Raw genomic sequence first — 622 nt, 5'->3', positions numbered from 1 at the left:
GCCTGGATGAGGCATACCTTCTCTACGTCCACAGCCTCCTGAGCAGTAGCCTTCCCTTCGAAGAGCGTCTGGCCACGGCGTCGAGGTTCTATGTCGACGCGCTTGAGTTCCATGCGGCGGAGACGCCGGAGCGGCAATCGGCGATCCACTATTCCTTCGGGAATGCCCTGCGAATCTCCGGCGCGATGTCGAGGGCTGTCCGGCAGTACAACTTGGCCCGCCGGAAGTATCCCGACTACCTTAGACGAGGCTATTTCCTGGCAGAACTGGCTGCTGCTCTTTTTTTTCGCGGCCGTCACCGAATGGCAGCTACTCTTTACGACCATGCGTATGAGGCTGACGCGAAACCGCAGGTCGCGATCTGCGCGGGTGACGCGCATTTGTTCTGCGGGCACTTCGCCGAGGCGCATCGATGTTACGATGCCGCAACCAATTCTGACGACATTTGCGAAAGCAGCGAAGCTGCGCTGAAGGATTGGATGGCCACTTGGGTGGAACAGTTTTCTTACCGTAACTACCTCACTTACAGTCCCCATATCTGGATGTCGGTCCTTGAGCAGAGCGTCGAGGCAGAGCGGCGCGACCATGCGATAGGGGCCTGCCTGATGTTGTGTTACTTGAC

The 622-nt window shown here is 58.2% G+C and carries 1 protein-coding gene; it reads left to right on the top strand.

Going from position 1 to position 622, the window contains the following annotated elements; genetic code table 11:
- Nucleotides 1-622 (top strand): hypothetical protein (locus EN893_RS38510; protein WP_164901541.1); only part of this gene is annotated, 622 nt, incomplete at both ends.

The sequence above is a fragment of the Mesorhizobium sp. M7A.F.Ca.CA.004.04.2.1 genome, assembly GCF_004022825.1.
Classification (GTDB): Bacteria; Pseudomonadota; Alphaproteobacteria; order Rhizobiales; family Rhizobiaceae; genus Mesorhizobium.
This window is presented reverse-complemented; position numbering and strand designations above follow the sequence as displayed.